Source organism: Pseudomonas sp. 5P_3.1_Bac2 (genome assembly GCF_025465995.1).
In the GTDB taxonomy this organism is placed as follows: domain Bacteria; phylum Pseudomonadota; class Gammaproteobacteria; order Pseudomonadales; family Pseudomonadaceae; genus Aquipseudomonas.
On record NZ_JANLNY010000006.1, the window covers coordinates 422,082 to 447,028 of the forward strand.

General features: G+C 59.7%; 27 protein-coding genes. 16 read left to right on the forward strand and 11 right to left on the reverse strand.

The window, feature by feature from the left end; all coding sequences use genetic code 11:
- The first annotated feature begins 23 nt into the window (after window positions 1-23).
- The 9 genes from NTD81_RS06330 to mazG all read left to right on the forward strand — a co-directional run bounded on the left by NTD81_RS06330 (window position 24) and on the right by mazG (window position 11,495).
- Window positions 24-2,102 carry a TonB-dependent receptor domain-containing protein gene (locus tag NTD81_RS06330; RefSeq protein WP_262180637.1) on the forward strand — a complete coding sequence of 693 codons (2,079 nt, stop codon included), beginning with the start codon at window positions 24-26 and terminating at the stop codon, window positions 2,100-2,102.
- A gap of 95 nt (window positions 2,103-2,197) precedes the next feature.
- Window positions 2,198-3,499, forward strand: coding sequence for a class I SAM-dependent methyltransferase (locus NTD81_RS06335; RefSeq protein WP_262180639.1), 1,302 nt, complete (start codon window positions 2,198-2,200; stop codon window positions 3,497-3,499).
- 59 nt (window positions 3,500-3,558) lie between these two features.
- A complete protein-coding gene (locus tag NTD81_RS06340) occupies window positions 3,559-3,849 on the forward strand; it encodes an iron transporter (RefSeq protein ID WP_262180641.1) in 291 nt (96 codons plus the stop codon).
- Complete coding sequence (locus NTD81_RS06345; protein WP_262180644.1) at window positions 3,846-5,576, forward strand: PepSY-associated TM helix domain-containing protein; 1,731 nt, start codon at window positions 3,846-3,848, stop codon at window positions 5,574-5,576. The genes NTD81_RS06340 and NTD81_RS06345 overlap by 4 nt, the downstream gene beginning before the upstream one ends.
- Entirely contained in the window at window positions 5,570-5,911 is a 342-nt protein-coding gene (locus tag NTD81_RS06350; protein ID WP_262180646.1) for a DUF3325 domain-containing protein, read from the forward strand. Before NTD81_RS06345 ends, NTD81_RS06350 begins: the two co-directional genes overlap by 7 nt.
- Before the next feature lie 82 nt (window positions 5,912-5,993).
- On the forward strand, window positions 5,994-6,890 hold the full coding sequence (gene cysM / locus NTD81_RS06355) for a cysteine synthase CysM (protein WP_262180648.1): 897 nt from the start codon (window positions 5,994-5,996) through the stop codon (window positions 6,888-6,890).
- Window positions 6,890-8,242, forward strand: coding sequence for a 23S rRNA (uracil(1939)-C(5))-methyltransferase RlmD (rlmD, locus tag NTD81_RS06360; RefSeq protein WP_262180650.1), 1,353 nt, complete (start codon window positions 6,890-6,892; stop codon window positions 8,240-8,242). The genes cysM and rlmD overlap by 1 nt, the downstream gene beginning before the upstream one ends.
- A 157-nt stretch (window positions 8,243-8,399) precedes the next feature.
- Window positions 8,400-10,643 carry a GTP diphosphokinase gene (gene relA, locus NTD81_RS06365; RefSeq protein ID WP_262180652.1) on the forward strand — a complete coding sequence of 748 codons (2,244 nt, stop codon included), beginning with the start codon at window positions 8,400-8,402 and terminating at the stop codon, window positions 10,641-10,643.
- Between the two features lie 21 nt (window positions 10,644-10,664).
- Window positions 10,665-11,495, forward strand: a complete 831-nt coding sequence (gene mazG, locus NTD81_RS06370; protein WP_262180654.1) for a nucleoside triphosphate pyrophosphohydrolase — start codon at window positions 10,665-10,667, stop codon at window positions 11,493-11,495.
- Window positions 11,496-11,543: 48 nt separating this feature from the next.
- Here mazG and NTD81_RS06375 read toward each other — a convergent pair whose 3' ends face one another.
- Window positions 11,544-12,482 (reverse strand): aspartyl/asparaginyl beta-hydroxylase domain-containing protein, encoded by a 939-nt coding sequence (locus NTD81_RS06375; RefSeq protein WP_262180656.1) that lies wholly within the window; start codon window positions 12,480-12,482, stop codon window positions 11,544-11,546.
- Window positions 12,483-12,679: 197 nt separating this feature from the next.
- Between NTD81_RS06375 and NTD81_RS06380 the strand changes: the two genes are divergently transcribed.
- The gene (locus NTD81_RS06380; protein ID WP_262180658.1) at window positions 12,680-13,219 is read left to right on the forward strand and encodes a DUF2058 domain-containing protein; all 540 of its coding nucleotides are present in this window, start codon (window positions 12,680-12,682) and stop codon (window positions 13,217-13,219) included.
- Between the two features lie 61 nt (window positions 13,220-13,280).
- Here the strand turns inward: NTD81_RS06380 and NTD81_RS06385 are convergent, their stop codons facing one another.
- The 3 genes from NTD81_RS06385 to purM form a co-directional block, all read right to left on the reverse strand.
- Complete coding sequence (locus NTD81_RS06385; protein WP_262180660.1) at window positions 13,281-13,997, reverse strand: DUF3108 domain-containing protein; 717 nt, start codon at window positions 13,995-13,997, stop codon at window positions 13,281-13,283.
- A 120-nt stretch (window positions 13,998-14,117) separates the two neighbouring features.
- Window positions 14,118-14,762: a phosphoribosylglycinamide formyltransferase gene (gene purN, locus NTD81_RS06390; protein ID WP_262180662.1), complete on the reverse strand. Its 645-nt coding sequence runs from the start codon at window positions 14,760-14,762 to the stop codon at window positions 14,118-14,120.
- A complete protein-coding gene (gene purM, locus NTD81_RS06395; protein ID WP_262180664.1) occupies window positions 14,762-15,820 on the reverse strand; it encodes a phosphoribosylformylglycinamidine cyclo-ligase in 1,059 nt (352 codons plus the stop codon). Before purM ends, purN begins: the two co-directional genes overlap by 1 nt.
- A 313-nt stretch (window positions 15,821-16,133) precedes the next feature.
- Between purM and NTD81_RS06400 the strand changes: the two genes are divergently transcribed.
- Both NTD81_RS06400 and NTD81_RS06405 read left to right on the forward strand, forming a co-directional pair.
- Window positions 16,134-17,174, forward strand: coding sequence for a DUF2066 domain-containing protein (locus NTD81_RS06400; RefSeq protein WP_262180667.1), 1,041 nt, complete (start codon window positions 16,134-16,136; stop codon window positions 17,172-17,174).
- Between the two features lie 124 nt (window positions 17,175-17,298).
- Window positions 17,299-18,366: an AI-2E family transporter gene (locus NTD81_RS06405; RefSeq protein ID WP_262180669.1), complete on the forward strand. Its 1,068-nt coding sequence runs from the start codon at window positions 17,299-17,301 to the stop codon at window positions 18,364-18,366.
- Window positions 18,367-18,406: 40 nt separating this feature from the next.
- On the opposite strand, the gene NTD81_RS06410 is transcribed toward NTD81_RS06405, so the two are convergent.
- On the reverse strand, window positions 18,407-18,595 hold the full coding sequence (locus NTD81_RS06410) for a GNAT family N-acetyltransferase (protein ID WP_262180672.1): 189 nt from the start codon (window positions 18,593-18,595) through the stop codon (window positions 18,407-18,409).
- A 2-nt stretch (window positions 18,596-18,597) separates the two neighbouring features.
- Complete coding sequence (locus tag NTD81_RS06415) at window positions 18,598-18,894, reverse strand: hypothetical protein (protein ID WP_262180674.1); 297 nt, start codon at window positions 18,892-18,894, stop codon at window positions 18,598-18,600.
- Window positions 18,895-19,095: 201 nt separating this feature from the next.
- Between NTD81_RS06415 and hda the strand changes: the two genes are divergently transcribed.
- Entirely contained in the window at window positions 19,096-19,800 is a 705-nt protein-coding gene (gene hda, locus NTD81_RS06420; protein ID WP_262180677.1) for a DnaA regulatory inactivator Hda, read from the forward strand.
- A gap of 49 nt (window positions 19,801-19,849) precedes the next feature.
- Here the strand turns inward: hda and NTD81_RS06425 are convergent, their stop codons facing one another.
- Genes NTD81_RS06425 through arsC form a run of 3 tightly spaced genes read right to left on the reverse strand, consistent with a single transcriptional unit; the run spans window position 19,850 to window position 21,211 of the window.
- A complete protein-coding gene (locus NTD81_RS06425) occupies window positions 19,850-20,263 on the reverse strand; it encodes a DUF2069 domain-containing protein (protein WP_262180679.1) in 414 nt (137 codons plus the stop codon).
- Window positions 20,256-20,861 carry an NAD(P)H:quinone oxidoreductase gene (gene wrbA / locus NTD81_RS06430; protein WP_262180681.1) on the reverse strand — a complete coding sequence of 202 codons (606 nt, stop codon included), beginning with the start codon at window positions 20,859-20,861 and terminating at the stop codon, window positions 20,256-20,258. The genes NTD81_RS06425 and wrbA overlap by 8 nt, the downstream gene beginning before the upstream one ends.
- Window positions 20,858-21,211 carry an arsenate reductase (glutaredoxin) gene (gene arsC, locus NTD81_RS06435; RefSeq protein ID WP_262180684.1) on the reverse strand — a complete coding sequence of 118 codons (354 nt, stop codon included), beginning with the start codon at window positions 21,209-21,211 and terminating at the stop codon, window positions 20,858-20,860. Before arsC ends, wrbA begins: the two co-directional genes overlap by 4 nt.
- A 102-nt stretch (window positions 21,212-21,313) precedes the next feature.
- Here arsC and NTD81_RS06440 point away from each other — a divergent pair, with 102 nt between their 5' ends.
- From NTD81_RS06440 to NTD81_RS06450, 3 genes are read left to right on the forward strand one after another with little or no spacing between them, the layout of a single operon-like run.
- Window positions 21,314-22,585 carry a YihY family inner membrane protein gene (locus NTD81_RS06440; RefSeq protein WP_262180687.1) on the forward strand — a complete coding sequence of 424 codons (1,272 nt, stop codon included), beginning with the start codon at window positions 21,314-21,316 and terminating at the stop codon, window positions 22,583-22,585.
- A 52-nt stretch (window positions 22,586-22,637) separates the two neighbouring features.
- Entirely contained in the window at window positions 22,638-23,117 is a 480-nt protein-coding gene (locus NTD81_RS06445; protein WP_262180689.1) for a TlpA disulfide reductase family protein, read from the forward strand.
- A gap of 3 nt (window positions 23,118-23,120) precedes the next feature.
- Complete coding sequence (locus NTD81_RS06450) at window positions 23,121-23,396, forward strand: acylphosphatase (protein ID WP_262180692.1); 276 nt, start codon at window positions 23,121-23,123, stop codon at window positions 23,394-23,396.
- Between the two features lie 3 nt (window positions 23,397-23,399).
- Here NTD81_RS06450 and NTD81_RS06455 read toward each other — a convergent pair whose 3' ends face one another.
- Both NTD81_RS06455 and NTD81_RS06460 read right to left on the reverse strand, forming a co-directional pair.
- Window positions 23,400-23,981, reverse strand: a complete 582-nt coding sequence (locus NTD81_RS06455; RefSeq protein ID WP_262180694.1) for a transglycosylase SLT domain-containing protein — start codon at window positions 23,979-23,981, stop codon at window positions 23,400-23,402.
- Window positions 23,982-23,987: 6 nt separating this feature from the next.
- A complete protein-coding gene (locus NTD81_RS06460) occupies window positions 23,988-24,941 on the reverse strand; it encodes a hypothetical protein (protein ID WP_262180696.1) in 954 nt (317 codons plus the stop codon).
- Between the last annotated feature and the right edge of the window lie 6 nt (window positions 24,942-24,947).

Sequence of the window (24,947 nt, forward strand, 5' to 3'; positions counted from 1 at the left end):
CAGCACTTAAGCAGGAGTCGCAGATGTCCCGCCGTACCCCTCTGACAACTAGCAAGCGTCAATCCCCGTTTAGCCCCACCGTACTGGCCGCCGCACTGGCGTCGTTGAGCTATGGCGTGCAAGCCGAGCAACAGTTGGAGCTGGAAACCACGGTGGTGACCGCGGCAGGTTATGAGCAAAGCGTCAAAGATGCACCGGCGAGCATCTCGGTGATCACCTCTGAGGAACTGAAAAAGCGCTCCTACACCGATGTGACCGATGCCCTGAAAAACGTCGCAGGCGTACAGGTGATCGGCGGCGGCGTGGAGCAATCGATCTCGATTCGCGGCATGACCTCCGGTTACACCCTGTTCCTGATCGACGGCCGCCCTGTGCAGGGTAACGACGCCTTCGGTATCCGTGGCGCCCAAGCCGGTACGCCGATCAACTTCCTGCCGCCGATTGAAGCCATCGAGCGCATCGAAGTCATCCGTGGCCCAGCTTCGGCACTGTATGGCTCCGACGCCATGGGCGGGGTGGTGAACATCATCACCAAGAAAGTCGGCGACGAAATTCGCGGCAGCATCACCAGCGAATACACCCTGGCGGACAGCCACAACGAGGTGAATGAAAACGCCTTCCAGACCAGCGCCTATGTCGATCTGCCGCTGATCCCTAACGTGCTCGCCCTGCAATTGACCGGTGCCATCCACGATCAGCAGGAAAGCCACTTTGTCGGTGGTGGCGACAGCGCGGCCAGCGATCCGGATTACGAGAAAGAAACCATTGGCGGCAAGCTGTCGTGGAACCTCAACGAAGCCAACCTGGTTACCTTGGGGCACACCTACTCCAAGCAGGAACGTACTTCCAATCCAGGTAAGAGCCTGGCCATTGATGAGGACAAGAGCTACCGCGAGTCGGTCAAGGAAAACTACTTCCTGTCCCACGAAGGCTCGTTCGGCAACCTGCAAACCAACAGCTACATCAACTACGACAAGTCGGAAAACAAGAGCAGCCTCAACGCCACCACCGGCAAGGGCATTACCTATGACGTGCTGACGGTGAACAGCCAAGGCACTTATTTCTTCGACAGCCACAGCGTGACGGCGGGCCTGACCCACAAATACGAAGAGCTCAAAGACGGCTCCTCCAACGGTCTGAAGCGCCCGATTGTGGCTGATCCCAATGCCGTGGTGGAAATGAACCGCTACCAGAACTCCTTGTTTATTGAGGACAACTGGCAGATGACCGATGACTTCAGCCTGACCTTGAGCGGTCGTTACGACGATAACCAAGCCTTTGGCGGCCATTTCAGCCCGAAAGTCTACGGCGTGTACCACATCAACGAGAGCTTCACCCTGAAGGGCGGGGTGACCTCGGGCTTCAAAGCGCCGGACCTGCGTAACGCGGCCAGCGACTACGGTATGAGCTCCATGGGTGGCACCGTGATCGGCAACCCGGACCTCAAGCCTGAGAAGAGCCTGAACAAAGAAATCGGCCTGGCCTACGAGAACTTCGACCTGGGCCTGGAAACCACCGTGACCCTGTATGTCACCGACTACAAAGACAAGGTCAACCGCACGGGCAACATCTGCGACACGACTAACCAGGTGTGTGAATGGAATGGCGTGATCTACCCCTACGAGTCGCGCGGCTACACCGCCAACGAAAACGTCGATGAAGCCGAGCTGCGCGGTATCGAGTGGACCCTGGATTACAACATCCTCGACAACCTGACCTATCGCCATAGCTACACCTTCACTGAAACCGAGCAGAAGTCCGGGCAGTACAAGGGTGAAGCGCTCAACGATATGGCCAAGCACAGCTTTAACGCCTCGCTGGATTATCAAGCCACTGAGCGTCTGAACCTGTGGACCCAGTTCAACTACCGTGGCTCGACTTCCGGTCGTTGGCAGACCGGCACCAGTGGCTCGTCGAGCAATGGTGTGACTTACCCGGCCTATCGTTTCTTTGATGTGGGTCTGGGCTACAAGGCCACTAAAGGCCTGACCTTGAAGGCTGGCGTCTACAACGTCGGCAACGAGAAGGTCACCACCGATGACAGCTTCGCCTACAACCTCGATGGGCGTCGCTACATCTTCTCGCTGACCCAGGCCTTCTAAGGTTTGAACGGCTAAAGCATTCCCCGGCACTGCGTCCGGGGAATTGTCGTCTAGGCGCTGAACCGGTCTAGGCGTTTTTGATAAGGATGGGGGACATGGCAAAAGCAAGTGGCTACGTAACGGATGTGGCCTATCCGGCACACTTCCACAAGGAGCTACTGCCGCTGTGGCTGGTGACGCTGGCCACCGTCAAAGGTCTGCGCAGCCCTAGCCTGAACCAGCCTTACAGCTATTGCGAGCTGGGTTGCGGCCTCGGGATTAACCTGCTGGTGGCAGCCGCCTGCAACCCTTTGGGTGAGTTTGTCGGGGTGGATTTCAATCCGCAGCACATTGCTTTCGCCCGGCAGGCCAGTGAGCGTCTGGGCCTCGCCAACCTGCGTTTTGTCCAAGCGGATTTCGCCGAATTTGCCGCCACGAACGCCCTGCAGTTCGACTTTGTGGTTAGCCACGGCGTGTGGTCTTGGATCGCGCAAGCGGCGCAGCAGCAGATACTCAGCGTGCTTAAGCACTCGCTCAAACCGCAAGGGCTGTTTTACCTGCATTACATGTGTCACCCCGGTGCCAGTGCGATGCAGCCAGTGCAGAAGTTGCTCAGTGAATTGGCGGAACATTTGAGTGCCAGCTCGGCGCAAAACATGGGCGCCGGTTTGGATTTGCTCAGTCGTTTGGATCAGGCCGGGGTGTTCCACGATCAGCCGGGCATGAGCGAGCGCCTGGCGCAGTTGCAGAGCATGGACAAAGCCTATCTGGCCCATGATCTGCTCAGCCCCTACTGGCAGCCGCAGCATTCCATCGATGTGCATCGGCAGCTGGCTCAAGCCGGGCTCAGTTATGTCGACAGCGCCAATGCCTTTGATGTGCTGGAGACGCTATCGGTGCCGCAGGCGGCGCAGGCATTGATTGCCAACCTGCCATCGCCGGCGCTGCGCGAGTTGGCCAAGGACTTGGCGCGTAACCAACGCCAGCGGCAGGACCTGTTCCAAAAATGCCCTCAAGCCTTAGGGCCGCAGGCGCAGCTGGCCAGCCTGGCGCAGCTGCGTTGGCAATTGCTGCCGGGCGCACCACGCAGTGGCGGTCAAGTGTTCGCCACGCCGATTGGCCCTATTGATGGCCCGGCACAGTTGCTTTCACCGCTGCTAGAACGCTTGGCTCAGGGCCCGGCCAGCACCGCTGAGTTAGGCCAACTGGCGGCCTATGGCGGCAACCTCACCGTGCTTTTACAAAGCCTGCTGTTGCTGATGTGGCGCGGTCATGTGCATCCGCAGCGCATGGATGCCGAGCCGCAGCCGCATGTAGCGGCTTTAACGGATTGGTTAGGGCAGCACGAGTTAAAGATTCAGTTGGCCGCTGAGTGCGGCACGGCCGTGTTGGATGAAGCGGCGCTAGCTAAACATTAATAAACCCGGAGCGTCCATTGGGCGCACTGGGGCTTGAGACAACAATAGGGTTGAGGTGTATGGCACGAACCAGTTCATCAGCATGGTTGTTAACCGCGCGCTGTCTGTTGGCAGTATTTGGCGGTTACCTGCTTACCTATATGGCCAGCGCCGCGTTGGCCCGGCTGTTGCCGGTTAAACCGGTGGATGCGGTGGTAATCGCCGCCTTACTCAGCTTCGTCCTGTATCTGGGCTTTATCATCTGGAGCTTCGCCGCTGCGCGGTTGTCGCGGGTGTGGCTGAGCCTGCTGCTGGCGTTGCCGTTGGGGCTGATCGGCTTTTGGCCGCAACTGATGGGGCGTATGGCATGAAACACAGCATTACCCAGTCGTTGTCCTGGTTACACACTTGGGCCGGGTTGATCTTTGGCTGGGCCCTGGTGGCGATTTTCTTCACAGGCACCTTGGCCGTCTTCGATAAAGAAATTCAGCAGTGGCTACAGCCGGAAGTGCCGGTCCACGCGGTCGATCAGCAGCAGGCGGCAGCCACGGCGATTAGCTACCTGCAAGCCACACACCCGCAACAAAGCAACTGGCAAGTCAGCCTGCCCACCGAGCGTTGGCCGCGTTTGGCGGTGAGCGCCGGCGAAGCGCAGGGCGGTGGTGGCGGTGGCCGTGGTAATGCCATGACCAGCCTTGATCCAGTGACCGGGGAGGTCATCAAGCCGCGGGAAAGCGCTGGCGGTAACTTCTTCTTCCGTTTCCATTACACCTTGCACTTCCCGCGCAATATCGGCGTGTGGGTGGTGGGTTTCTTGGCCATGGCGATGCTGGCGGCGATCGTCAGCGGCATCGTGATCCATAAGAAGTTCTTTAAAGAGTTCTTCACCTTCCGTCCCAACAAGGGCCAGCGCTCGTGGCTGGATTACCACAACGCCAGCGGTGTGTTGCTGCTGCCGTTCCATATCATGATCACCTACACCGGCTTGGTGATCTTCTTCCTTATTTATATGCCGGCGCCGATGGAGGCTCTGTTTGATGGCGATCGCCAAGCCTACCAAGCCGCGATGCGCGGTGAGCCGGCTGGCGCTGGGCCGCGTGCTGAGGCAGGTGCTGAGCGGCCAGCCCGGGGTGGCGAACAGGGCAGGCCAGAACAGGGCACTGAGCGCGCTATGACGCGCGGTGCCGAGCAGGCCGAGGGTCGTGGCGCACGACCTGGGCGCGAACAGGAGCCCCGTCAGCATCTGCACGATCGCACGGCAGAGATGAACTTCCCGGCGCTGCTGGCCAAGGCCGAGGCTGAGCTAGGGCCGTTGTCGGGCTTTAGACTGCAACGCAGTCCTAGCGGTGAGGCGGTATTTGAGGCGCGTCCGGTGCTGGGCAATATCATCGAACTGACCAAGGGCCGCAGCCTGAGCTTGGATGCCTTAACCGGCAAGGTGGTTAAGCCCGTAGCGGAATCGACGGGGGCGGGCTGGGTGCAGCGGGTGATGGCCGGGTTGCACTTCGCCCAGTTTGGCGGTTACCCGATGCGCTGGCTGTATTTCCTGTGCGGCATGATCAGTACCGCGATGATGGCGGCAGGTTTGCTGTTGTTTACGGTTAAACGCCGGCGCCGCTATGCCAAGGAAAGCCTGGCCGCGCGCTTTGGCTACCAGTTTATCGAGCGGGTCAATATCGCCATTGTTGCCGGCTTGCCGCTGGCGAGTATCGCTCTGCTCTGGGCGAATCGCCTGTTGCCGGTGGATCTGGCTGGGCGCGCAGCCCATGAGATCAACGCCTTCTTTGCCGTCTGGGGCTTGAGCTTCCTGCATGCCAGCCTGCGCCCTTGGGCCAAAGCCTGGCCGGAGCAGCTCTGGCTGGCCGGGGCCTTGGCTATTGGCCTGCCGTTGGCTAATGGCTTTACCGGCTTGCCGGTGCTCGGCAATGCCAGCAGCCTGTATTTGGAGTTGACTTGCATGGCCATGGGCGCCTTGACCCTGTTGGCTGGCTGGCGCGCTGCCCAGCCGCAGGCGGTGGTTACGGGCAAAGCGCGTAAGGCTAAAACGCCGGCCACTAGTGAAGTGGACGATGATGCACAGGAGAGCCCAGCATGCTGAGTTTTATCGCCGCCGGGGGCCTGGCGTATTCGGCCATGGTCGCGTTGTGTCAGGGCATCAAGCGCCACCAAGTGGCGGTGTGGGGTAAACCCTGGCCGGATACCTGGCACCGTGGCCTGCGCGCCTATGGCTGGCTGGCGCTGCTGCTGTGCCTGTGGCTAAGCGCCGAGCATTGGGGCTGGGCCATGGGCAGTGTTGGCGTGTTTGGTTTGCTGTCGTTGAGCGGCTTTGCCCTGGTGTTGGCTTTACCGTACTGGCCCAAGCTGCTGGTGCGCTTGGGCGTACTGGGGGCTGTGCTAGGCCTGCTGGGATCAGCTTATAGCTTGTGGGTCTAAGCACCTTGCCATATCTAATATGGCCGGGCCGGGTTTGTCGGTATCATGCGCGCTTTGACCTATTCTGGATTATCTCTACGCCATGAGCTTCGAGTTTCCCACTATCGCCGATTGCGTCGGCAACACCCCGCTGGTGCGCTTGCAGCGCCTGCCGGGGAACACCAGTAATACCCTGCTGCTCAAGCTAGAAGGCAACAACCCGGCCGGCTCCGTTAAGGACCGGCCGGCGCTGTCGATGATCAGCCGCGCCGAGCAGCGCGGCGACATCAAGCCGGGCGATGTATTGATCGAAGCCACCAGCGGTAACACCGGCATCGCCCTGGCTATGGCCGCGGCGATCAAGGGCTACAAAATGGTGCTGATCATGCCCGACAACTCCACCGCCGAACGCAAAGCGGCGATGACCGCCTACGGGGCCGAGTTGCTATTGGTCGAAAGCATGGAAGACGCCCGCGACCTGGCCCTGCAGATGCAGGAAGAGGGCAAGGGCAAGGTGCTGGACCAGTTCGCCAATGGCGATAACCCCGAGGCGCATTACCGCAGCACTGGCCCGGAAATCTGGCAGCAAACGGGCGGGCGGATCACCCACTTTGTCAGCTCCATGGGTACCACCGGCACCATCATGGGCGTGTCGCGCTACCTCAAAGAGCAAAGCAGCGCGGTGCAAATCGTCGGTCTGCAACCTATGGAAGGTTCGGCTATTCCCGGCATCCGCCGTTGGCCAACTGAATACCTGCCGAAGATCTATCAAGCCGAGCGGGTTGATCGGGTGATCGACATGGGCCAGCGCGAAGCCGAAGACGTCATGCGGCGTTTGGCCCGCGAAGAAGGCATCTTCTGTGGCGTCTCCTCTGGCGGCGCGGTGGCAGCGATGCTACGCCTGTCGCAAGAAGTGGAAAACGCGATCATGGTGGCGATCATTTGCGACCGCGGCGACCGTTACCTATCCAGTGGCATCTACGATCTGCCGACCAACTGATGGCTAAGAAAGACGGCGGTCTGCGCTTTCAGCCCAGCGGTGGCAGCCGTGCCGCCGCCGTGCCAGTGGGCAAGAAACAAAAACTGGTGATTGAGCGCCTGGCCAATGACGGTCGCGGCATCGCTTTTCATGAAGGTCGCACCTGGTTTGTCAGCGGCGCCTTGCCTGGCGAGCACATCGAAGCGCGGGTGCTCGGCGCCCACGCGAAGGTGGTTGAGGCGCGTACTGAACGCCTGCTCACGGCCAGCAGCGAGCGCCGTCCTGAGCCTTGCGTACACGCCAAGATTTGTGGCGGTTGCAGCTTGCAGCATATGCCCCATAGCCAGCAGCTCGAACTCAAGCAGCGCCTGCTCAGCGAGCAATTGAGCCGCCTGGCTAACCTGCAGCCCAAGCAGTGGGTGGCGCCCTTAATCGGCCCTGAGCTGGGCTATCGGCGCCGCGCGCGTATCGCCGTGCGCTGGAATCAAAAAGCCAGGCAACTGGATGTCGGCTTTCGCGCCCAAGCCAGTCAAGACATCATCGCCATCAGCCAGTGCCCAGTTCTGGTACAGCCCTTGCAGCCAATCCTGCATGGGTTACCTGCGGTGTTGCGCAGCCTGCATAAACCTCAGGCCATTGGCCATGTGGAGTTATTTAACGGTAACAGCAGCGCGCTGTTGGTACGGCACACGGCGCCCCTAAGTGAGGCAGATCAGCAGTTGCTGGCAGATTTCTGTGCCCAACAGCAGGCTCAGTTGTGGTTGCAGGGCGAAGCGGCGCCGGCGCCTTATACGGCGCAAACGTTGAGTTATCCGTTGCCAGACTACGGGCTGGATTTGGCGTATCAGCCGGGGGACTTTGTTCAGGTCAACCCGCAGGTCAACGCCGCCATGGTGCGGCAGGCGCTGCAGTGGTTAGCGCCACAGGCCGATGAGCGGGTGCTGGATTTGTTCTGCGGTCTGGGTAATTTTGCTTTGCCATTAGCTCAGCAGGTGCGCGAGCTGGTGGCGGTGGAAGGGGTGGTGGAGATGGTCGAGCGCGCTCGGCAGAATGCGCAGAGCAATGGCATCAGCAATGCGCACTTTTTCCAGGCCGATCTCTCTAAACCCTTGGCGCAAGCCAGCTGGGCTCAGGGTGGCTTTGCTGCCGTGCTGTTAGACCCGCCGCGTGATGGCGCTTTTGAGGTGGTCAAACAGATCGCCAGCTTAGGTGCCCAGCGTCTGGTTTACGTGTCTTGTAACCCCACGACCTTGGCCCGTGACAGTGCCGAGTTGGTGGCTCAGGGATATCAGCTGGAACGGGCAGGTATTCTTGATATGTTTCCACAAACGGCCCATGTTGAAGCTATGGCGTTGTTTGTTAAGGCGTCATAGCTAGCTTGAAGTGCTGCGCCGCGTAGGGTTTCTCACCGCCCACGGCGCCGCTCTAGAACAGAGCGCAGGGATAGCGCTTTCGCGATTAAACCGACCGGTTCACAGAAACCGGCGATGATTCGGCGGGCTTCACACTCGCCGTAGGAAGGGTAATGAAATGGTTCAGGTCAGAGCGCATCAGCCGGTCAACGATGACGGCAGTATCAATCTAGAGGCCTGGCTCGGCCATGTCTTGAGTGTTGATCCAGCCCTGGATCGGGATGCTTTACGCGAGGCCTGTGAGTTCGCCCGCGAGTCAGAGCAACAAGCCAATGCGGCGCAGAATCTTTGGATTGAGGGCGCCTCCAGCTTCCGTGCGGGGCTGGAAATCGCTGAGATCCTTGCCGACCTCAAACTCGATCAAGAATCCCTGGTTGCCGCGATCACCTACCGCTGCGTGCGCGAAGGTAAGGTGCCGCTTAGCGCCGTGCACCAACGCTTCGGCCCGGTGGTGGCCAAGCTGGTGGATGGCGTGCTGCGCATGGCAGCCATCAGCGCTTCGCTGAATCCCCGCGATTCCTTAGTGCTCGGCTCGCAGGCACAGGTGGAAAACCTGCGCAAAATGCTGGTGGCCATGGTTGATGACGTGCGCGTGGCGCTGATCAAACTGGCCGAACGTACTTGTGCTATTCGTGCGGTTAAAGAGGCCAGCGAAGAGAAGCGTCAGCGCGTGGCCCGCGAAGTGTTCGATATCTACGCGCCCCTGGCCCACCGCCTGGGCATCGGCCATATCAAATGGGAGCTGGAGGATTTGTCCTTCCGCTACCTGGAACCTGAGCAGTACAAGCAGATCGCCAAGCTGCTGCATGAGCGGCGCTTGGACCGCGAGCAGTACATCAATGAAGTGATGAGCCAGCTGCGCACTGAGCTGGAAGACACCGGCATCAAGGCTGACATCAGCGGGCGGGCCAAACACATCTACTCGATCTGGCGCAAAATGCAGCGCAAAGGCCTGCAATTCAGCCAAATCTACGACGTGCGCGCAGTGCGCGTACTGGTGCCGCAGGTGCGTGATTGCTACACCGCCCTGGGCATCGTGCACACCCTGTGGCGGCACATCCCCAAGGAATTTGACGACTACATCGCCAACCCCAAGGAGAACGGCTATCGCTCGCTGCACACGGCGGTACTCGGCCCGGAAGGCAAGGTGCTGGAAGTGCAGATCCGCACCCAGTCCATGCACGAAGAAGCCGAGCTGGGCGTGTGCGCGCACTGGCGTTACAAGGGCACCGACGTTAAGTCCGGCTCCAATCATTACGAAGAGAAAATCTCCTGGCTGCGCCAAGTGTTGGAGTGGCACGAGGAGCTGGGCGATATCGGCGGTTTGGCCGAACAGTTGCGGGTGGATATCGAGCCGGACCGGGTTTATGTGTTTACTCCCGACGGCCATGCCATCGACCTGCCCAAGGGCGCCACGCCGTTGGACTTCGCCTACCGCGTGCACACCGAGATCGGCCACAACTGCCGTGGCGCCAAGATCAACGGGCGCATCGTGCCGCTTAACTACAGCCTGCAAACCGGCGAGCAAGTAGAAATCATCACCGGCAAGCAAGGCGTGCCGAGTCGCGACTGGCTGAACCCGAACCTGGGCTACATCACCACCAGCCGGGCGCGGGCGAAGATCATTCACTGGTTCAAGCTACAGGACCGCGACCACAACATTCTGATCGGCAAAAACCTGCTGGAGCGCGAGCTCAATCGCTTGGCGTTGGTCGGTGTCGATGTGCAGAAGCTGGCCGAGAAAGCCAACGTCAAAACCCCCGACGATCTGTATGCGGCACTGGGGGCAGGGGATCTGCGTCAGGTTCATGTGATCAACCTGGCGCAGCAACTGGTGGAGCCGGATCGGGTCAGCGAGCAGCTGGAACTGATCCCGCGCAAGGCCCAAGGCTACCGCCCTGGCAAGCGCGGCGATATTCAGATCCAGGGCGTCGGCAACCTGCTCACGCAAATGGCCGGTTGCTGCCAGCCGCTGCCGGGCGACCCTATCGTCGGTTACATCACTTTGGGCCGTGGCGTGAGTATTCACCGTCAGGACTGCGCCTCGGTGCTGCAACTGGGGAGCCGCGAGCCTGAGCGGATCATTCAAGTGAGCTGGGGCCCGGTGCCGGTGCAAACCTATCCGGTGGACATCCTGATTCGCGCCTACGACCGTTCCGGCTTGCTGCGTGACGTCACCCAAGTGCTGCTCAACGAGCGCCTCAACGTGCTGGCGGTGAACACCAGCTCGAACAAGGAGGACAACACCGCGACTATGGCCCTGACCGTGGAAATTCCCGGCTTGGATGCCTTAGGCCGACTGCTCGGACGTATCGCCCAACTACCGAATATCATCGAAGCGCGCCGCCAACGCTCAGCCTAAGCGGCGCTGCACGGACTGTTTATGTATCAGCTTGAAGACTTGCTGCACCTCATGGGCCGCCTGCGTGATGCGCAGCACGGCTGCCCGTGGGATCTCAAACAAACCTACGCCAGCATCGTCCCGCACACCTTGGAGGAGGCCTACGAAGTGGCCGATGCCATCGAGCGCGGCGACTTTGCCCATCTGCCCGGTGAACTCGGCGATCTGCTGTTCCAGGTGGTGTATTACAGCCAGCTGGCCCGTGAAGAAGGGCGCTTTGATTTCGCTCAGGTAGTGGATGGCATCACCCGTAAGCTGGTGCGCCGCCATCCCCACGTGTTCCCTGATGGCGATCTGTATGGCGAGCCGGGGCAAAACCGCCTCGACGAGGCGCAGATCAAGCAGCGCTGGGAAGAGATCAAGGCCCAGGAACGCGCCGAACAGGCCGCCGCGCCTGAGCAGTTGTCGCTGCTCGATGATGTGCCGCTGACCTTACCGTCGCTCAGCCGCGCGGTGAAACTGCAAAAGCGTGCCGCCCAAGTGGGCTTTGATTGGCCGGAGGCATTGCCAGTGGTCGACAAGGTTCGCGAGGAGTTGGATGAGGTGCTGCAAGCCATGAGCGATGGCGATGCCGTGGCGGTTGCTGAGGAGATCGGAGACTTGTTATTGGCCGTCAGCAACCTGGCGCGTCATCTTAAAGTGGACCCGGAAACTGCTTTACGCTCAGCCAATGGCAAATTTGAGCGGCGCTTTCGTTTTATCGAGCAGCAGTTGCGTGAACAGGGTCTTAAGGCAGAGCAGTGTACGTTGGCAGAGTTAGATGCACTCTGGGGTGAAGCAAAAAAGCGTGAAATGCCTGGCTCCAACTGCTGAGGTAAATGCCCTAGCACTTAGCCCATAGAACCGGGTCTCGCACTGGCGTTAGGTGAATATCCAGCGATACAACAGCACCAGCAACAGCACCGCCAACACCACGCGCATGATCCGATACCCCTTAGGGTTGGCGCGTTTAAAGCGTTTAACATGGCTGCCAAACCAGTCGCCGACGCGAATCGCTTGGGAATAGGCTTGGTTGATCGAACCGACCTGTTCACCTTCAACGTTTTGCGGTGCGGTAGCCCGGCCCAGCAGAGCACTCATCCAGCGGTTAAAACGGCCCAGCAGCGGCCAGCGCAGCGGTCGTTCAATGTCGCAGAAGAGGATCACGCGGGTCTGCTCCGTCTCGTTCTTCACCCAGTGCACGTAGGTTTCATCGAACATCACATCATCACCATCACGCCAAGCGTAAGGCTCGCCGTCCACATAGATGCGGCACGCATCCGAGTTGGGCGTAGACAGCCCCAAGTGATAGCGCAACGAGCCGGCAAACGGATCACGGTGCGGGTTGAGATGGCTGTTACCGGGCAGCAGGGCAAACATCGCGCCTTTGACGTTAGGAATCTGGCTGATCAGCGCCACGCTTTTCGGGCACAGCTGCTGGGCCGAAGGCAGTGGACCGTCGTACCAAGTCAGATAGAAACGTTTCCAGCCTTTCTTGAAGAACGAGCCAAAACCGGCCTCGTTGTTGTCCAGTGCGGCGCGGATATAACCCTCGTCGAACAGGTTCAGGGCTTCCTCGCGAAAGGTCTGCCAGTTGTCCTTGAGCACATCCAGTTCGGGGAATTGCTGGCGATCGAGGTAGGGTTTGGGCGGGGCTTTGGAGAACAGGTACATCAGGGAATTATAGGGAGCAAACCACGCCGAGTGATTCACCAGTTGGCGCAGGAAGGGTAAACGTGCCTTACCGCGAAAGTGGACAAACAACACGCTGGCGCTATACAGCCCTACCAGCGCAACCTTTGTAAACAGAGAAATACTCATGCATTCCATTCCTTTGACGAGGCAGCGCTATGCTCAGCAATGCGCCGTTGTATCAGCAGATGGCCTTGTGGGCCTCTGGCCTCTGCGTTGCAGCAGTTGTGGCTGGAAGGTTAGACTCCGGCCCCGGTAACTGCCACAGTCGGCTGGAAGATTATAACGCGCCTTAATGGTGCGCTAAGCGAGTGAGTCGTCAGAGAATGAGCATGTCATTGCGTGACCAGCTGTTGAAAGCCGGCCTGGTCAACGAGAAACAGGCCAAACAGGCCAGCAAACAAAAGCAAAAGCAGCAGCGCCTTGAGCAAAAAGGCCAGGTCGAAAAAGACCAGACTCAACAGTTGGCGGCCCAGCAAGCCATGGCTGAGAAGCTGGCACGCGACCAAGAATTAAACCGCCAGCAGCAAGAGAAAGCCGAGCAAAAGGCACGCACTGCGCAGGTTAAGCAACTGATCGAAGTCTCGCGCTTGCCTAAGCTGACCACCGAGGACTACTACAACTTTGTCGACGACAAAAAGGTTAAGCGCCTGTCGGTGAACAAGTTGATGCGCGACAAGCTCAGTAGCGGTTCGCTGGCCATCGTCCGCCATGGTGGCGGCTATGAAGTGATTCCCCGTGAAGCGGCGCTGAAGATTCAGGAACGCGACGAACGGCGCATCGTCTTGCTCAATACGCCTACCGAGGCGGCGGATGCGGATGATCCGTATGCGGCCTATCAGGTTCCAGACGATCTGATGTGGTAAAGCCTTAAGCACAAAAAAAGCCGAGCATCAGCTCGGCTTTTTTGTGGCGCTGGACAGCGCCTTAGGACTTACGGCCCTCAACGGTTTTACCGTCAACGCTGCCGTCTTTGAGCATGATCTGGTATTCCTTGCCGTCTTTCTCTACTTGATGCAGGGCGACGAGGATGTAGTTCCAGTCTTTAGCGAACCACAGAATGGTTTTACGGCTGCTTTGGGTTGGATCGCGCACGCGTTCCACCTTCACCGCATCCACGACACCGGCTTTGGTGCTCACGGCTTCTTCGCCGAGGACGCGGAAGTCGTAGGTTTCCACTTCATCGCCATCGACCACCTGATAGCTCATGCTTTGTTTGCCAGCGGCAACGTCTTGCTGCAGAGCTAGTTGGTAGGTGGATTTATCCAGCAGACCACGATTGAGCGGCAGGCTGACAGGGGTGTCGCGATCAGTACCGAGCACTTGCTTGTTCTGCCAGTCGAAGTCCAGCTCGATCTTCTTGCCTTTGCCTAAGCCGTTACGCTCGTAGAGGTAGGTCAGCGGCAAGAAGGCGCCTTGATCGACGCGCAGGGTGCTTTCTTCGCTGAGGCCGGCAACCAGCATGGAGGCTTTAAAGCTCAGCTTCCATTGGCCATTGCCTAAGTTTTCGAGGCTGCGTTCAGCACTGCCACTGACCGGCAGTTGTTTCCAGTCGGCGGTATAGCTGGCCGTGTAGGGTTTTAAATCGGCGGCGAATGCCGGCAGGCTTAACAGGGTGAGAGCGAGGAGTAAGGCGCGACGCATGGTGTCTCCTGTCGATGGGTAGCAGCTAGGCGAGTAAAGCCAATCCTACGTCAATTTAGCGCTAAAGCCATGGCTGTGCAGCTGTCACAGCCATGACACGGTGCAAAAGGCCTGTGGCCTTTAAACCAACTGGCCGCTGGCCGGCAGTAATTGCCCATCCAGCATGGCCCCTTGCGCACTAAGGCGTAAACGGTCAGCGGCGAACCAAGTCACTGCCAGCGGGTAGATTACATGCTCTTGGGCGTGTACACGCTGGGCCAGGCTGGTGGCGCTATCGTCCGTTTGCACGGCAATACGTGATTGTACGACTAGAGGTCCGCCATCGAGTTCCTCTGTCACAAAGTGCACGCTGCAACCGTGCTCGCTGTCGCCGGCGTCCAACGCCCGTTGATGGGTGTTGAGGCCTTTGTATTTAGGCAGCAGCGAAGGATGAATGTTGAGCAGGCGACCGTGGTAGTGGCGCACGAAGTCTGGGGTGAGGATGCGCATAAAGCCGGCCAGCACCACTAAGTGCGGTTCATAAGCATCGATGGCTTGCATCAGTGCGGCGTCGAAAGCCTCGCGGCCATCGAAATCTTTATGATCCAACACCTGGCTGGCAATGCCGGCGGCTTGGGCCCGTTGCAGGCCATAAGCATCAGCGCGGTTACACAGCACCGCGCTGATCCGGGCTGGGATAGTCCCAGCCTGGATGCCATCAATCAGCGCCTGCAGGTTGCCGCCGGAGCCGGAGATCAGGACGACTAAATTACAGGGTGCCGGCATTAGTGTTGTTTCAGGTTGTTCAGCTGTACTTGCACGGCGCCTTCGGCGGCGCTGCCGATTTGGCCGATCAGCCAAGGCTGCTCGCCGGAAGCCCGGAGGTTCTCGAGAGTCGCTTCAACCTGATCCTGGGCCACGCAGATCACCATGCCAACGCCGCAGTTGAGCACGCGGTGCATTTCGTGTTCATCCACATTGCCTTGCTGTTGCAGCCAGTCGAACACGGCTGGACGGGTCCAGCTAGCCACGTCGACCACCGCTTGCGCGCCTTTTGGCAGCACCCGTGGGATGTTGTCGAGCAGGCCGCCGCCGGTGATGTGGGCCATGGCTTTGACGGCGCCGGTGTCTTTGATCAACTTGAGCAGGGGCTTCACGTAAATCCGGGTCGGCGCCATCAGCAGGTCGGTCAGTTTTTTGCCGTCCAGCGAAATTTGCTCGATATCGGCACCGCTGACTTCGATGATCTTGCGGATCAGCGAGTAACCATTGGAGTGCGGGCCGGAGGATGGCAGGGCGATCAGGGCGTCACCTGCGGCGACTTTCGAGCCGTCGATGATTTCTGCTTTTTCCACCACGCCGACGCAGAAGCCGGCCAGGTCGTAGTCTTCGCCTTCGTACATGCCAGGCATTTCTGCGGTTTCCCCGCCGACCAGGGAGCAGCCGGCCAGTTCGCAGCCAGCGCCGATGCCGGTGACTACGGTGGCGGCCACATCTACATTGAGTTTGCCGGTGGCGTAGTAGTCGAGGAAGAACAGTGGCTCAGCACCGCACACGACCAGGTCGTTGACGCACATGGCAACCAGATCCTGGCCGATGCTGTCGTGTTGATTAAGGTTTAGCGCCAGGCGCAGTTTGGTGCCCACGCCGTCGGTACCGGAAACCAGTACCGGTTGTTTGTAGCCGGCCGGGATCTCGCACAGCGCGCCGAAACCGCCCAGGCCTCCCATGACTTCCGGACGTGCAGTGCGTTTGGCTACGCCTTTGATGCGTTCGACCAGGGCTTCGCCCGCGTCGATATCTACACCTGCGTCCTTGTAGCTGATGGAAGGTTGCTTGCTCATTGATCCAGGCCTTTGAGGGAGGGGAATTCGGATTGACGCCGCGGCACGGGGCTGCAGGCTGCGAAGGCGCGCGATTTTATCAGGGTTGCCCGGCAGCGGCCACCCGCAGTGGCTAAGGTTGCCAGGTGAAAGATGGCTGTTTAAGGTCAGGTTTGGTTGTGCTACAACCTGACCAGTGGTGTCAGGGCGCCGCTTCGCGAGCAGGATCAATAAGCCGCGAGGTTGAGTCATTGCCCACATATCGTTGTCCAGACACTGGCAATCTTTATTAATTTTGGCCAGTGTGCCGATCCCGTCTGTCGAGAGTTCCCTTATGCGTTTGCCTGTTCGCCTGCTTGTTGTGTGTCTGTCGCTGTCCAGTTGGTCGGCTGTGGCGGCGCCGGTTAGTGACCTTTACCAAGTCCGTGAGCCGGTTAGCAGTCAACAACCGGAGGAGCGCACCGCGGCTCTGGGCCGTGCGCTGGACAGTCTGGTTGTGCGTCTGACCGGTAAGACCGATGCGGCCAGCAACCCGGCGCTGGCGGCGCTGCATAAAGACCCGCAGCAAATCGTCAGCCAGTTCAGTTACGTGGACGAGCAACTGCTGGTTGATTTCGATCCAGTCAGCACCGACCGCAGCCTGCGTCAGGCCGGTCTGTCGTTGTGGGGCGCTAATCGCCCGGCGCTGATGGTCTGGTGGTTAAACGATGGCAGTGACGGCAGCAACCTGATTGGTGATGCCCAGGCCGCCGCCAAACCACTATTGGCCGCGGCGCAGCACCGTGGTTTACCCCTGCGTTTGCCCATCGCCGATTTGTCCGAGCAACTGGCCGCGGATGCTGCCAACCTGACCAACGATGACCCCAGCACCTTGCGCGCGGCCTCTGAGCGTTATGCCGCCGATGCCTTGTTAGCCGTGCTGGCCCGTGAGGAAGGCGGGCAGTGGCAGGCGCAATGGCGTTTGTGGCTGGGCGACAGCCGCGAGCAGGGCACCGTACAGGGGGCTGACCAAGCGGCCGTGGCCGATGCGGTAATGCTGGCGGTTAACCAAAAAATGGCACCGCGCTTTATCGTCGCGGCGGGAGCGGCGAGCAACCTGCAATTGCAAGTGCAGGGCGCCAATCTGGCCCGTTATGCGGAAATTCAGCGGGTGCTGGAGCCGTTTTCTGCACGCCTGCGTTCAGTGCAAGGTGACACCCTGACCTTTGCGGTGAATGCCAGCGCCGAGCAACTGCGCGCCCAACTGGGCTTGGCCCATCTGCAGGAAGTCACCGAGGCCGCGGTGGTTCCAGCCTCGCCAACAGTTAACCCCACTGAGGCGGTGCCAGCGTTACCTGCACCGACCAATGGCAATGTGCTGCGTTATCGCTGGTAAGTCAGTAGAACTTATTGTCTGACTAATTTTCCAACCGCAGCCTATCGTGCTGCGGTTTTTCTTGGCGGCGGATTCGCTGAGCACTGCTAGATTGGGTTAACACATGGATTTCGGAGAGCAAGGCATGCTGGATTCACAACGCTGGGTATGGATTGTCGGTGCGCTAATACTATGCGGCCTGCTGTATTTGCTATCGCCAATTCTGTCGCCCTTTTTGATCGGCATACTGCTGGCCTACATGGGCGACCCTTTGGTTGACCGTCTGGAGCGGGTTGGCTTGTCACGTACCTGGGGCGTGATCGTGGTATTCGCTCTGTTTACCCTGGCCTTTGCCCTGTTACTGCTGGTGCTGGTGCCGATGCTCGGCAAACAGCTGGTGCGTCTCTATGAATTGGCGCCGCAGATGATCGACTGGGCGCAGCATCAGGCTCTGCCGTGGGTACAGAGCAAGCTGGGGCTCAAAGATGGTTTCTGGCGCTTTGATCAGGTCAAAACTGCCCTGAGCGGTCAGCTGGATAAGACCACCGATATCGTCGGTATTCTGCTCTCCACTGCCACCGCTTCCAGCTTGGCCTTGGCCGCTTGGCTGGCCAACGTGCTGCTGATCCCGGTGGTGAGCTTCTACCTGATGCGCGACTGGGACCTGATGATGGCCAAGCTGCGCGGCCTGTTGCCACGGGAGAACGAAGGCCCGGTGGTGGGCATCTTTAATGAATGCCACGAAGTGCTGGGGGCGTTCCTGCGCGGGCAACTGCTGGTGATGCTGGCCTTGGGCATCATGTATGCCGTGGGCCTGACTGCCATTGGCCTGGAGCTGGGCTTGCTGATCGGCTTTATGGCGGGTCTTGCCAGCATCGTGCCGTATTTAGGGGTCGTGGTCGGTATCGGCGCGGCCTTGGCTGCCGGGTTGTTCCAGTTTGGGCTGGACCTGTATCCGCTGCTGGGCATTGTTGCGGTATTTGTGGTCGGGCAGATGCTTGAAGGCATGGTGCTGACGCCGATGCTGGTGGGCGATCGTATCGGCCTGCACCCGGTGGCGGTGATTTTCGCCATCATGGCCGGTGGGCAGCTGTTTGGCTTTGTCGGCATCCTCGTGGCTTTGCCGGTGGCGGCAGTGATCATGGTGCTGCTGCGTCATCTGCATGACTTCTATAAGCAGTCCGACGCCTATATCGGCACTGACGAGACCTAAAGCCTGCGGGCCTTGGTGTATAGCCAAGGCCCGACACGGTTCAGCTCAAAGGCTTGCGGTAAAAAATCCGCGCATAGCCGTCTTGTTCGCTGCGTTGATATTCCACATAGCCAATGCGCCGGTAGAGCGCCTGGTTTTCCGTCATGCACAGATGGGTGTAGAGCTGGATACAGGCGTAGCCCTGGCTGCGTGCCTGACTCTCAGCCAGTTGCAGTAGGGCGCGGCCCACACCTAGACTACGAACCTGCGGGCTGCGGGCTGCGGGCTGCTGGCGACGGTGTCGAGGAAAAACTGATCCTCTTCTATCGCTAACAGCAGAGCGCCGACGACGTGGCCGTCTTGTTCGGCCAGCCACACTTCTTGCGTGACGATCAGGCTGGGGTAGTCATACAGCATCGGCGCCGGGGCTTTGTCCATGCGCTCGATATAGGCAGCAAACGCCGCGCACACGCATTGCTGTATCGCTTGAGCGTCTGCCAGGGTGGCACGGCGCAGGTTGATGGCCGTGCTGGGGCGGTTTGCATTCAAAGGCATAACTCGACAAAGGCTATGGACGGGTAAGTTCGCTCAGTTATAACCCGCTGCTCGCTCATACACTAATACTTGGCTTGCCGACTTATTTCAGACTGCCAAAACTGGCTTTATCCATCAATGACTTAGCGTGCAGAAGCGGATAAACTCTAGGCCTCTTCACGGTGAGCCAGCTGTTCTAGGAACTGCCCAACCCGCATGACACCCATTCAACTGCCATTAGGTGTGCGTCTACGTGATGACGCCACCTTTGCCAACTACTACCCCGGAGCCAATGCGGCTGCGTTGGGTTATGTCGAGCGTTTGTGCGAGGCGGATGCGGGCTGGACGGAAAGTTTGATTTACCTGTGGGGCGGCACCGGGGTAGGGCGTAGCCACTTGTTGCAGGCCGCCTGCTTGCGCTTGGAGCAGCACCGCGAGCGTGCGGCGTATCTGCCGTTGGCTGAAGTGGCGCAATACGGGCCAGCGATTCTGGACAACCTCGAGCAGTTCGAGCTGGTCTGTCTGGATGATCTTGATGCCATCGCCGGCAATAAACTCTGGGAAGAACCGCTATTCCATCTGTTTAACCGCTTACGCGATAGCGGCCGGCGTCTGTTGCTGTCGGCCAATACTTCGCCCCGTGAGCTGAGGATCAAACTGCCTGACCTTAAGTCGCGGCTGACGTTGGCGTTGGTCTTCCAACTGCAATCACTGTCCGATGAAGACAAGCTGCGCGCGTTGCAGCTGCGTGCTTCGCGCCGTGGTTTGCAGCTCAGTGAGGAAGTCGGGCGGTTTATCCTGACTCGCGGTGAACGCAGCATGAGCGCGCTGTTTGATCTGCTTGAGCGGCTTGATCAGGCATCGCTACAAGCCCAGCGCAAGCTGACCATTCCCTTTCTTAAAGAAACCCTCGGCTGGTAAGCCGCGCACTCTGGGTTGCACTGGGCAACGCAGAGTGCAGCCGCCGTAATCAGACTTCGCCAGCCAGCTTGCGCTCGTACTGAAAGCGCCAGCGGGTGTACATCAACGCCGCGCAGAACAAGCACAGACTGATGCCACTGAGCAGCCAGCCGTACCACGCTTTGCTCGGATCAAAGGCCGCCAGCACGCCTTGGATAAAGTAGATATTCACCACGAAGCAGGTCCAGGCGTGGGCGCGGGCGTTGCCCAGCAACAGGCCAGGGCCCAGGATCAGCAAGGGCACCAGTTGCAGGCCCAAAACCGTCCAAAGCAGCTTAGTGCTGGGGATGTTGGCGTAATACACATCCCACAGCACCAGCAAAACGGCCAGGGCGAAAAAGCTCAGCAGGCTGATGGCGCGGCTTAGACGCAGGCGTGGTTGCAGCCATTCCAGGCTCGGCAGGGGTTTAGCTTGTTTAGCCACGACCAGTCTCCAGTTTTACCGCTGTGTGTGCCAGGCGTTGGCCAAGGGCGCGGCACAAGGCAATTTCGTGTTCATCTAACGCGCGCTTGCCGTCAGCGCCGGCAAAGCGGCTCGGGCCATAGGGGGTGCCGCCGCCACGGGTTTGCAGCAAGGCGCCTTCGCTATAGGGCAGGCCTGTGATCAGCATGCCGTGGTGCAGCAGTGGCAGCAGCATCGACAGCAGGGTGGTTTCCTGGCCGCCATGCAGGCTGGAGGTGGAAGTGAACACCCCGGCCGGCTTGCCGACTAAGGCGCCGGTCAGCCACAGGTTGCTGCTGCCGTCGAGGAAGTACTTGAGCGCCGCCGCCATGTTGCCAAAGCGCGTGGGGCTACCGAGGGCCAGGCCTGCGCAGTTTTTCAGATCATCCAGACTTGCATACAGCGCGCCGTCTTCGGGGATGCTTGGGGCTACCGCTTCGCACTCGCTGGATACCGCCGGCACCGTGCGCAGACGCGCTTCTAACCCGCCTGCTTCGATGCCGCGGGCAATCTGCTTGGCCATCTCGGCGGTGGCGCCATGGCGGCTGTAATACAGGACGAGGATATAAGGTGCGCTCACGGCAGAATCTCCAGAATCTGCTCCGGTGGGCGGCCGATCACGGCGCGCTCGCCGGCCACCAGAATCGGGCGCTCAATCAGCTTGGGGTGGGCGGCCATGGCCGCAATCAGCTGTGCCTCGGTTAAGCTGGCATCGGCCAGATTGAGCTCGCGGTATTCATCTTCACCGCTGCGCAGCAGTTGCCGTGCGGGGATGCCCAGTTTGCCCAGCAGGGCTTGAATTTGGCTGGCATCCAGGGGCGTTTCTAGGTAGCGCACGACGGTGGCGTTGAGGCCGCGATCCTCTAACAGTTGCAGGGCGCTGCGGGATTTCGAGCAGCGCGGATTGTGATAAAGCGTCAGTTCGGTCATGTTGGGGTCGCCTGTAAGCTAGGTCGGCGGCTATTCTACCTGCTTACGCGGCTCGCGCCTGCGCCTGTGCAGGTGGTTGATGGGCGAGGCTAAGGAGAGGGCATGCAGCAGCGGCTTAAAAATATTTACGAGTTTTGGCGATTTTTGCTTCAGCGCTTTTTCGCCAATCAGGGCTCTAGCACTGCTGCGGCGCTGACCTACACCACGCTGTTTGCGGTGGTGCCGATGATGACTGTGACCTTTTCCATGCTCTCGGCGATTCCGGCGTTTCAAGACACTGGCGAGCAGATTCAGAATTTTATCTTCCGTAACTTCGTGCCCTCGGCCGGCGAAGCGCTGCAACAGCATCTGCATGACTTCACCACTCAGGCGCGGCACCTGACCTGGATCGGCGTGGCGTTTCTGGCGGTGACGGCGTTCTGGATGCTGCTGACGGTGGAGAAAACCTTTAACGCGATCTGGCGCGTACGCCGTTCCCGTCGGGGTGTGTCGAGCTTTTTGCTGTACTGGGCGATCCTGAGCTTGGGTCCGCTGTTGCTCGGCGGCGGGTTTGCCATCAGCACCTATATCACCTCGCTGTCGATTCTGTCGGGCCCCGATGCTTTGATCGGCGGCAAAACCCTGCTCAAGTTCGCCCCGCTGCTGTTTAGCGTGGCGGCCTTTACTCTGCTCTATGCCACCGTGCCCAATGCCCAGGTGCCGGTACGCCACGCCTTTTGGGGTGGGTTGTTTGCGGCGATATTGTTTGAGGTGGCGAAGACGTTATTTGGTCTGTATGTGCGGCTGTTTCCCGGCTACCAGCTGATTTACGGTGCGTTCGCCACCGTGCCGCTGTTTTTGCTGTGGATTTACGTGTCGTGGATCATCGTTCTGCTGGGCGCTGAGCTGGTGTGCAATCTGGGTATTTCCCAAACCTGGCGGCGCAAGCAGATGCCCCTGCTATTGAGCCTGCTCGGTGTACTGCGGGTGTTTTATCAGCGTCAGCAAAGCGGCCTGAAAGTGCGTCTGCGTGATGTGCAGCGTCAGGGCTGGCATCTGGCTGAGCATGAGTGGGAAGCCATTGTCGCGTTCCTTGAACAGCACAAATTGATCGCGCGCATTGGCACCGGCTCTTGGGTGCTCAGTCGGGATTTAACCAGCGTTAGCGTGCAGCATCTGCTCAGCCATAGCCCCTGGCCATTACCGCGGATTGAGAACCTGCCGGCGCAACTGGATGAGCCATGGTATCCCGCTCTGCGTGAAGGGTTGCAGGCACTGCATAAGCAGCAAGTCGCGCTGTTTGACTACGACCTGGCCCGATGGCTGCGCGGTGAGCCGCTGGCGGACGAAAATGCCGCCCCTGGGGCTGACAGCGCTGCGCAGTGTGTGTCGTAGCGAAATCAGTGTGGAATTACGCCTATGGCGGTTGAGGTTCAGTGAGGTGAGTATGTTGCTCCGATTGCACGGCGCGTGGCGCTTGATCATGGCTTTAAGCCTGGGGCTGTTGCTGAGTGCTTGCGGCTCTGACCTGGGTGTCGATCAGCACGGCGCCAAGGTGGCGCAAAGTCGCGTCGACGGGCAGTGGCTGGTGATCAATTACTGGGCGCAGTGGTGTGCGCCATGCCGCAGCGAAATCCCGCAACTCAATCAGCTCAGCCAGCAGTTGGCTGCGCAAAAGGTGCAGGTGTTGGGGGTCAACTTCGATGGTTTGCAGGGCGAAAAGCTCAAGCAAGCGGCTGAAGAAATGGCTATCCAGTTCACTGTGCTGGCTCAGGACCCGGCCGAACGTTATCAATTGCCACGCAGTGAAGCCTTGCCGGTGACCTATATCATTGATGACCACGGCAAGGTGCGTGAGCGCTTGCTCGGCGAGCAAACTGCAGCAGGCCTGACTGCCCGTCTGCAAGCCTTAAAGGCTGAGGGTTAAGGCATGGCGCGACAATGTGTGCATGGCTATGTCAGTGGCCGGGTGCAGGGTGTGCGCTTTCGCCAAAGCAGCGCCGAACAAGCGCAGCTGTGGGATCTCGATGGCTGGGTGCGCAACTTGGATGATGGCCGTGTCGAGCTGTTGTTCGAGGGTGAGGAGGGCGCTGTGACGTTGATGCGCGCGTGGCTTGAGCACGGCCCGCAGCAGGCGCAAGTGACTGGCCTTGAATTGCATGAGCAGCCCTTGCAGGGAGTTGCCGGCTTTATCGTGCGCCGTTAAGGCCTAGGGTTTGACGAACCAGTAGTCCTGCCAGTAACCCACCACTCTGGCCGAGTAGGTGTTCTTGCCTAAGCTGCCGTTATAGCGGGCGAGGGCGCGGTTAAGATCGCCGCGCTCCTTCTTCAGGTAATAACTCAAGATGGTGCAGCCGTAGCGCAGGTTGGTGGCGTTATCGGTGAGGTTGTCTTGGGGGCGGCCTAATTCGGCCTTCCAGAACGGCATCACCTGCATCATGCCTTGGGCGCCCACGGAAGATATCGCGAAGCGATCAAAGCCGCTCTCGGCGTGAATCAGCGCGATGACTAAGTCCGGGCGCAACTGCGCTTGGGTCGCCTCGCGGTGGACTAAGCGCAGTAACTCCAAGCGTTGTTCGGCATCAGGGATATAGCGGCGCAGGCGGGTGGACATATCCAGCAGCCACACCTCGGCATCGAAACGATCGCCAAAGCTGTCAGCCTGGGCCACGGTGCTTTGCAGCAGTTGCCGTAACTCAGGCTCCGGCGCCTGGCGGACACTGGCTTGGCTGGCGCCTGCGCAGAGCAGGCTAAGCAGACCGGCAACCAGCAGCGGCGTCAGGCGGCCCATGGCGACCTAGAGCGAGCCTGGGTCGGCGACTAAGCGGCCGGCGTTGTGAGTCAGGGCCTGCAAGAAGATCTTCTGCAGTTCGGGATCATTGCGGGTCAGCTCGATCAGGCTTTGCTCCAGCTCGCTGGCTTCTTCTTCCAAGCCGAGCTCAGACAAGCGCTTAACCCGATGCACCCACTGGTTGACGTCATCGCCTTCGAGGTCGTTGTAGATCAGGTCGTGGGCCTCGCGCAGCTTGCCGCGCAGGGTGCGGCTTACCAGCAGCGTTTCTTGAGCCTGAGCGCTGCCTTGGTCATCGACCACGCTGAGTTGCAGGCTGTTGATACGGCTCACGTCCTGCTCGGCAAAGGGGCTGTCGAGCAGGTTCAAGCGCAAGATGCCATGTTGATCAGTGTGCAATTCAAAGCTCTGCGCAGCGGCTTTGACGGTCACCGGCCGCTCGGCCCAAGGCAGGCTGGAGTATTCCATGCGCGCGTCTTGGCGATGTTCTTCCAAGCTGGCCAGGCTCTGCTGCGAGCGACCGTTGGACTCGACGTTCATGGCCGGGTTGATGCCAGCCACGCCGTAGTTAATCCAGCCTTTGGTCACGCTGTCCGGCAGGCTGCCGAACAGCGGTACGTTGAGCACGTTGGCGACCACGCCGCCGACGATCGCCAGTGCGCCTAGTGGCACTTCATAGAGCTCGCGCCACGCCTGGTACGGCGTGTAACGGTCATAACGCCGGGTCACGTTAAACACGGTGACTTCAAAGGTCTTCTGCTCATGCACGCGCACGCGCCGCTGTGGCAGCTCGAGCACAGGCGGTTCGCCTACATCAATCTGCAGGCTGTGGCTAAGCAGATTACGTTCGACACGCTCTTCGTGCTCACTGCGCTGCGGTAATTGGTTAGCGCAGGCGCTAAGCAGCAGAGGGCCGCACAGCAAGATGACAGTGCGGCAGAGGGTGTTTCGCTTGAACATGGCGGC